Source organism: Methylobacterium sp. J-077 (assembly GCF_022829365.1).
Classification (GTDB): domain Bacteria; phylum Pseudomonadota; class Alphaproteobacteria; order Rhizobiales; family Beijerinckiaceae; genus Methylobacterium.
Genome location: NZ_JAKSYJ010000014.1, coordinates 22,648 through 28,794, shown reverse-complemented (window position 1 = coordinate 28,794; position 6,147 = coordinate 22,648). Strand labels below are relative to the sequence as shown.

Annotated in this window: 10 protein-coding genes; 4 read left to right on the top strand and 6 right to left on the bottom strand. The window is 68.6% G+C overall.

The features are described from left to right. Together MKL11_RS00310 and MKL11_RS00305 are read left to right on the top strand one after the other, a co-directional pair. On the top strand, positions 1-251 hold a 251-nt coding region (locus MKL11_RS00310; RefSeq protein WP_243939217.1), incomplete at its 5' end, for a transglutaminase-like cysteine peptidase. 136 nt (positions 252-387) lie between these two features. Then, positions 388-705, top strand: coding sequence for a hypothetical protein (locus MKL11_RS00305; protein ID WP_243939216.1), 318 nt, complete (start codon positions 388-390; stop codon positions 703-705). A gap of 76 nt (positions 706-781) precedes the next feature. Here the strand turns inward: MKL11_RS00305 and MKL11_RS00300 are convergent, their stop codons facing one another. Both MKL11_RS00300 and MKL11_RS00295 read right to left on the bottom strand, forming a co-directional pair. Continuing rightward, positions 782-1,225 carry a hypothetical protein gene (locus MKL11_RS00300; protein WP_243939215.1) on the bottom strand — a complete coding sequence of 148 codons (444 nt, stop codon included), beginning with the start codon at positions 1,223-1,225 and terminating at the stop codon, positions 782-784. Positions 1,226-1,567: 342 nt separating this feature from the next. Next, the gene (locus tag MKL11_RS00295) at positions 1,568-1,819 is read right to left on the bottom strand and encodes a hypothetical protein (protein WP_243939214.1); all 252 of its coding nucleotides are present in this window, start codon (positions 1,817-1,819) and stop codon (positions 1,568-1,570) included. A 431-nt stretch (positions 1,820-2,250) separates the two neighbouring features. Here MKL11_RS00295 and MKL11_RS00290 point away from each other — a divergent pair, with 431 nt between their 5' ends. Continuing rightward, the gene (locus MKL11_RS00290) at positions 2,251-2,805 is read left to right on the top strand and encodes a DUF1203 domain-containing protein (protein WP_243939213.1); all 555 of its coding nucleotides are present in this window, start codon (positions 2,251-2,253) and stop codon (positions 2,803-2,805) included. Here MKL11_RS00290 and MKL11_RS00285 read toward each other — a convergent pair. From MKL11_RS00285 to MKL11_RS00270, 4 genes are read right to left on the bottom strand one after another with little or no spacing between them, the layout of a single operon-like run. Then, positions 2,783-3,253: a low molecular weight phosphatase family protein gene (locus MKL11_RS00285; RefSeq protein WP_243939212.1), complete on the bottom strand. Its 471-nt coding sequence runs from the start codon at positions 3,251-3,253 to the stop codon at positions 2,783-2,785. The two genes, MKL11_RS00290 and MKL11_RS00285, sit on opposite strands and share 23 nt — an antisense overlap. Before the next feature lie 24 nt (positions 3,254-3,277). Further along, entirely contained in the window at positions 3,278-3,760 is a 483-nt protein-coding gene (locus MKL11_RS00280) for a UPF0262 family protein (protein WP_243939211.1), read from the bottom strand. Positions 3,761-3,770: 10 nt separating this feature from the next. After that, entirely contained in the window at positions 3,771-5,066 is a 1,296-nt protein-coding gene (gene hisD, locus MKL11_RS00275; protein WP_243939210.1) for a histidinol dehydrogenase, read from the bottom strand. Between the two features lie 19 nt (positions 5,067-5,085). After that, on the bottom strand, positions 5,086-5,532 hold the full coding sequence (locus MKL11_RS00270) for a DUF2948 family protein (protein ID WP_243939209.1): 447 nt from the start codon (positions 5,530-5,532) through the stop codon (positions 5,086-5,088). 189 nt (positions 5,533-5,721) lie between these two features. Here MKL11_RS00270 and MKL11_RS00265 point away from each other — a divergent pair, with 189 nt between their 5' ends. Then, positions 5,722-6,144 (top strand): hypothetical protein, encoded by a 423-nt coding sequence (locus tag MKL11_RS00265; protein ID WP_313900723.1) that lies wholly within the window; start codon positions 5,722-5,724, stop codon positions 6,142-6,144. Positions 6,145-6,147 lie beyond the last annotated feature (3 nt).

Genomic DNA, 6,147 nt, shown 5'->3' with positions numbered 1-6,147 from the left:
ACCTGCTGGCCGAGGCCGGCCTGCCCCGGCGGGCGATGCGCATGACCGTGGTGATCGACGAGAAGGGCGAGGGCCACGCGGTCCTGACCCTGATCACCGACCGGGGCGACCTGGTCCTCGACAACAAGACCAACGCGATCGTGCCGTGGCACAAGACCGGCTACGTGTTCATCAAGCGCGAGAGCCAGGACGCCACGGCGTGGGTCTCCCTCGGCGGCGTCACCTCGCCGGTCACCACCGCCAACCGCTGATCACTGGGGCAGGGGCTGCCGGAGCAATGAGCGGCTCGTCATCCGCCCGCGCGGTCCGGCTCTTTTTCCGCGCCGCACGTTAACCTTTCGCTAACCTTGTCGGCGCCACTCTGTCCCCGGACCGAGGGCCCGATCCATGACGCCTGCTTCCCTCGCATCGCCCCTGCTGCTCGCGACGATGCTGCTTGTCTGCGGACCGGCGCATGCCGGCGGCGAGACCGAGATGCGCCATGGGGGCTGGCGCGATTGCCTCAGCCGCAACTTCCGGATCCAGGCCGCGCTCACGGATCCCGATCTCGCCGCGGACGCGGCGTTCCGAGCCTGCCGCGGGGCGGAGGACGCCTATCTGGCGGCCCTGGCGCGTTCCCCGCTCCTGGACGACGACGATGTCGCCCGCGCCCGGCCGATGCTCGCCGGCCGCATCCGGGCCTGGCTGGTCGGCAGCCGCGGATGACGCGCCGCCGTTCCGAAGCTCCGCGCGATCGGCACCGGCTCACGCGAGCGGGCGCCGTTCACTGAAATCCCAATCTCTATATCCCGCAGGCGCAGCAGGACCGAACATTGGCGATCCTCTGTGCGGGTGTTCCGAACTTCGGGCGGGTCACGCCGTAATAGGTCCAGTGCGTGATCCATTGCTTGATGTAGTGCTGCCCGTTGGGCGCGCCCGCAAGCTGATGCGCCGCCCAGCAATCCGCCAGCCGGTCCGATGTGGTTTGGATGGCCAGCAGGCCGTATTCGTGGACGACGTAGAAGTGGCTGGCATCCTTGACCTGGGCGTCGATCAGGTTCGCCTGGGCCGGGCACAGGAACAGGCCGTCCGGCTTGGCGAATGCAGCAGCCCCCGATGTCTGATTGCAATTCCTTGTAACGGGAACATTCAATAGACTTCCGGCCGGGCTCCATTGTGCGCTGGCGGTTGCACAATGAAAGATCACGGCCTGCACAGTTAAAATAAACAATCGCAAGTTGGACATAGCATGATTCCGGGCATCCGCGCTTTTTTCAATCTACCTCCGGATCTGGATATATGAAATATTGTGCGGAGCTGGCGGAGATGCGGCGGTTACACGGGGCGGCGAAATGTCTGCGCCGCCGCGGGCGTTTCATCCCGGCGGGGCGCGATGCGGCTCGGATCCGACGGTTTCAGGCGCCCGCGCAACCCTGCCCGGGATCCGCTTTGGTGACGGGCGTCATCGCCCCGACCCTCCGCGTCGACACGTTGGTACCGGTCCGGGCCTGCCTGGTCGGCAACAGGGGCTGCGCCAGAGTCTTCGGTGATCGGCGCCCGGGATCGAGATTGCCGCGCGGCAAGGCGCCTATACGCCGCAGCCGCAGCATGCCCGGACATTGGAGATCCTTTGCTCAGGAGTGCCGAAGTTCGCCAGGGCCGTCCCGTAGTTCTTCCAATGCGTGATCCATTGCTTGACGTAATACGTGCCATTGTGGGCGGTTTTCAGTTGATGGGCGGCCCAGCAATCCGCCAGCCGGTGGGAGTTGGTATGGATCGCAAGAAGTCCGTATTCATGAACCATGTAGAAGTGGCTCGCGTCCGGAACCTGAGCGTTCACCAATTCTGATCTGCGAGAACATAGGAACATTCCGTCGGTTCGGGCAAGAGCGATGTTTCCCCCGGTAATCGAGCAGTTCTGCGTGACGGGAACGTCAAGTAAGCTCCCGATCGGACTCCATTGTGCGTGGGCCGCGCTGCCCGTGAATCCGAATATAAAAAAGCAAGCCGGCAAATAAAAGCGTTTCAACATTAGGTTGTTTCCGGCACATCGAGCCATGATACAGACTCATATCAAACCGATCTCCGGGCTAAGACGTTCTCGAACGCCGCGGAAGGGGCGTCATTACAATCCGTTGCTAAATGTTCCCGCCCGCCAAGGCCGCCCGGCCGCAGGCGTCCGACATGCGGACAGGCCGCGGAGTCTGCCGCAAGGAACGGGACGCTTTCCCCCCGCCGAACCGGCACGGTTCAGGGGACCCGGAGAGCCTCATGACCCGATACCGCTGCATCCCGATCGACGACGCCGTCGCGGCACGCTTCCGCCGCAGCGGACGCGACGATTTCGACAACCCGGTGCGGCGGGTCACGGCGACCAGCGCGACCGGGTTTCCGTGCCGGCGCTGCCTGCGCTGCGCCGAGCCGGGGGAGTCGATGCTGCTCGGATCCTACGATTTCGGGCGTCCGCGCGGCATCTACTGGGCGCCGAGCCCGATCTTTCTGCACGCGCAAACCTGCCCGGGATTCGACGCCGCGGATGTCGTCGCCCCGATCATCCGCGCCAATACCCTGGTGTCGGTCCGGGCCTACGACGCGGAGGATCTCTGCCTGTACGACCTCGGCCATGTCTGTGCCGGCGCCGAGGTGGATGCGGCGTTGCTGCACGCCCTCGACGACCCGCGTACGGCCTTCGTCAACGTCCACACCGCCCGGCCCGGCTGCCTGCTGTCCCGGGTCGAGCGCGTGACCCTGCGGGAGCATCATCGTTCACCGAAAGCCGGCGACCACCTTGCGGGACGATACCCTACGTCTTCAGCCGCGCCTTGATCCGCCGGGTGAGCCCGTCGCGCACGTCCCGGTAGGCCTCGAGGCGCTGCTCGCGGGAGGCCTCCTGCAGCAGCGTCGGGTCCGGCGTCGGCCAGTACTCGACATCGGCCGCGAGCGTGTGGGTCAGGTCGAGGGCCCGGTGATGCGCCTCCGGCGAGAGGGTGATGATCAGGTCGAAGTTCAGACCCTCCCAATCCTCCAGCTGCTCGACGGTGCGGGGGCGATGCCGGCTCGCGTCGATGCCGACCTCGTCGAGCGCCGCGATCATGAACGGGTCGGTCGGCTCGCCCGAGCGCACGCCGGCCGATTGCACGTAGGTCGACTTGCCGAAATAGGCCCGCGCGATCGCCTCGGCCGCGGCCGAACGCACGGCGTTGAAGTTGCACATGAACAGGACCGACTGCACACGCCGCTTCTTCGGGGTGGTCTCGGGGAAAGGCTCAGCCATCGCCGCTCGGGGCCGGAAGGCGCCCTAGCCTTTCCAGTGCAGGGCGAAGATCAAGGTGAACAGGCGGCGGGCCGTGTCGTGGTCGAGATCGACCTTGCCGTCGAGGCGCTGCTTGAGCGTGTCGGAGGCCTCGTTGTGCAGGCCGCGCCGGCCCATGTCGATCGCCTCGATCTGCGACGGCGAGGCGGTGCGGATCGCGTTGTAGTAGCTCTCGCAGATCATCTCGTAGTCGCGGATCACCCGCCGGAACGGCGTCAGCGACAGGAGATGCGTCATCACCGGCTCGCCCTCCACGGTGCTGATCGCGAAGGACAGCTTGTTCTCGACGAGGCCGAGCGTGAGCATGTAGGGCCCTTCCCGGCCCGGGATCGTGAAGGAATTGTCCTCCAGGATGTCGAACAGCGCGATCGCCCGCTCGTGCTCCTGATCCGGATTGCCGCGGGCGATCGACGCCTCGTCCAGGCTTACCTTGGCGAGGCGGTTCGGCCCGCGCTGCTTTTCGGCCATCCCCAAGACCTCACAGGTTCAACCGGATCGCGACGGAGCGGGCGTGACCCTCCAGACCCTCCGACCGGCCGAGCGTTATCGCCGCCGGGCCGAGCGCCCGCAAGCTCTCCGGGGTGCAGGCGAGGATCGTCGTCCGCTTCATGAAATCGAGGACGCCGAGGCCGGAGGAGAACCGCGCCGAGCGGGCGGTGGGCAGCACGTGGTTCGGGCCGCCGACGTAATCGCCGATCGCCTCCGGCGTGTGCGACCCCAAGAAGATCGCGCCGGCGTTGCGGATCTTGCCCGAGAGCGCCTCGGCATCCTGGGTCTCGATCTCGAGATGCTCGGGGGCGAGCCGGTCGACCAGCGGCACCGCCTCGTCGAAATCCCGGACCCGAATGATCGCGCCGTAATCGCGCCAGCTCGCCCGGGCGATCTCGGCCCGGGGCAGGGTGGTGAGCGCCCGCTCGACGGCGGCTTCAGCGGCCTCGGCCAGCTCGGCGCTGTCGGTGATCAGCACCGCCTGGGCGGCGGTGTCGTGCTCGGCCTGGGCCAGGAGGTCGGCGGCGATCCAGTCGGGATTGGCGTGGTCGTCGGCCAGGATCAGCACCTCGGAGGGGCCGGCGATCATGTCGATCCCGACCTGGCCGAACACCCGGCGCTTCGCCGCGGCGACCCAGGCATTGCCGGGACCGACGATCTTGGCGACCGGCGCGATGCTGGCGGTGCCGTAGGCCAAAGCCGCCACTGCCTGTGCGCCTCCGACCCGGTAGACCTCGTGGACCCCGGAGAGGCGGGCGGCAGCCAGGACCAGGGGGTTGAGGGTGTTGTCGGGCGTCGGCACCACCATGACGATCCGCGGCACCCCCGCCACCCGGGCCGGCACCGCGTTCATCAGGACCGAGGAGGGGTAGCTCGCCGTACCGCCGGGCACGTAGAGGCCGACCGATTCCAGCGCCGTCCAGCGCCAGCCGGCCGTGACGCCCAGCGCGTCGGTCGCCCGGTGGTCCTGGGGCTTCTGCTGGGCGTGGAACGCCTCGATCCGCTCGGCGGCGAGGCGCAGGGCGTCCAGGGCCTCGGCCGGGCAAGCCGCCACGGCCGCGTCGATCTCGGCTTCGGTGATCCGCAGGGCGTCGGCGGAAAAGTTTGCGCCGAGCCGGTCGAAGCGGCGGGTGAAGTCGACCAGGGCCGCGTCACCGCGAGCGACGACGTCGGCGATGATGCCGCGCACCGCCTCGTCGACATCCTCGGCGATCTCGCGTTTCGCGGTGAGCAGCCGCGCGAAGTCGGCGGCGAAGTTCGGAGCTTGGCTGTCGAGCCGGACCATCGGGTGTCTTTCGTGTGTCTCAGGCCACCGGGCCGGGTGCGGTCGTGACATCGAGTTCGTGGCCGGGGCGGGCGACCGCCTCCCAGACCGGGCCGAGATCCTTCATCCGGACCTCGATGCACTCGACCGTCAGCCGGACCGCCGCGCCGCCGGAGAACACCATGTCGATATGGCCGGACGGCGGATCGGTCGCCTCGAAGGTGAGGGCGAGCAGGCTCATCGGCATCGCGTCCCCCGGGGCCAGGCCGCGGGTCTTGACGCTCAGGACGCGCTCGACGTGCACGCCGGCCAGGCGCCGCCGCGGCGGGGCGTCCGGCGTCCAGTCGAAGCGCCGCACGACCATCAGGAAGCGATGCTCGCCCGCCAGGTAGGTCAGATCCTCCGGCCGCAGGATCGCGTCCTGGAGATGCGCGGAGATCACGGTCAGGTCCTCGGTATCGAGGGCGGCGAGCTTGAGCAGCTCCATGAAAGGATCCTCGGGGATAGGTAGGCGCGGGCGACGGCGGCGGCCTCGCGGCAGGGCGTAGGTAGCGGCCAGACCCCGTTCGGGCAACGGCCGCGTCCGGGATGACGGTCTCGGCCGGCGTTCATCCGGCTCGCACCAGGCTACCCCAGCCCCGCCCGGAAGACCGAGGCGATTCGAGGCAGGACGACGATGGTGATACGGATCCCGCTCGCGGCCCTGGCCGCCCTGATCCTGGCGCCGCTGGTCGCCGCCCCGGTGCGCGCGCAGGTCGGCCCGGACGCGGATGTCTACGTGTTCGGCCGCCCCGGGCCGGACCGCTACGAGTACGACCGCCGCCGCCGGCCTCCGCCCCCGCCGCCACCGGAGGACGATTGGCCCCGCCGGCCTCCACCGCCGCCGCCCTACGACGATGACGACCGTCCGCGTCGGCGTCCGCCGCCTCCGCCCCTGGACGACGAGTACGATCGGCCCCGTTATGACCGGCGCTGGCGGAGCGGCAGCCTCTGCGTCACGGCCCGGGGCGATTGCCCGACCCGTCCCGCCCCGTACAACGCGCCCTGCGGCTGCGCGATACCGGGCTTCGGCTACAAGCGCGGGCAGATCGGCGGCTGAGGC

Coding starts and splice junctions, on each gene's coding strand:
- MKL11_RS00305 (WP_243939216.1), top strand. CDS start 388: ATGACGCCTGCTTCCCTCGCATCGCCCCTGCTGCTCGCGACGATGCTG.
- MKL11_RS00300 (WP_243939215.1), bottom strand. CDS start 1,225: ATGTCCAACTTGCGATTGTTTATTTTAACTGTGCAGGCCGTGATCTTT.
- MKL11_RS00290 (WP_243939213.1), top strand. CDS start 2,251: ATGACCCGATACCGCTGCATCCCGATCGACGACGCCGTCGCGGCACGC.
- MKL11_RS00285 (WP_243939212.1), bottom strand. CDS start 3,253: ATGGCTGAGCCTTTCCCCGAGACCACCCCGAAGAAGCGGCGTGTGCAG.
- MKL11_RS00280 (WP_243939211.1), bottom strand. CDS start 3,760: ATGGCCGAAAAGCAGCGCGGGCCGAACCGCCTCGCCAAGGTAAGCCTG.
- hisD (WP_243939210.1), bottom strand. CDS start 5,066: ATGGTCCGGCTCGACAGCCAAGCTCCGAACTTCGCCGCCGACTTCGCG.
- MKL11_RS00270 (WP_243939209.1), bottom strand. CDS start 5,532: ATGGAGCTGCTCAAGCTCGCCGCCCTCGATACCGAGGACCTGACCGTG.
- MKL11_RS00265 (WP_313900723.1), top strand. CDS start 5,722: ATGGTGATACGGATCCCGCTCGCGGCCCTGGCCGCCCTGATCCTGGCG.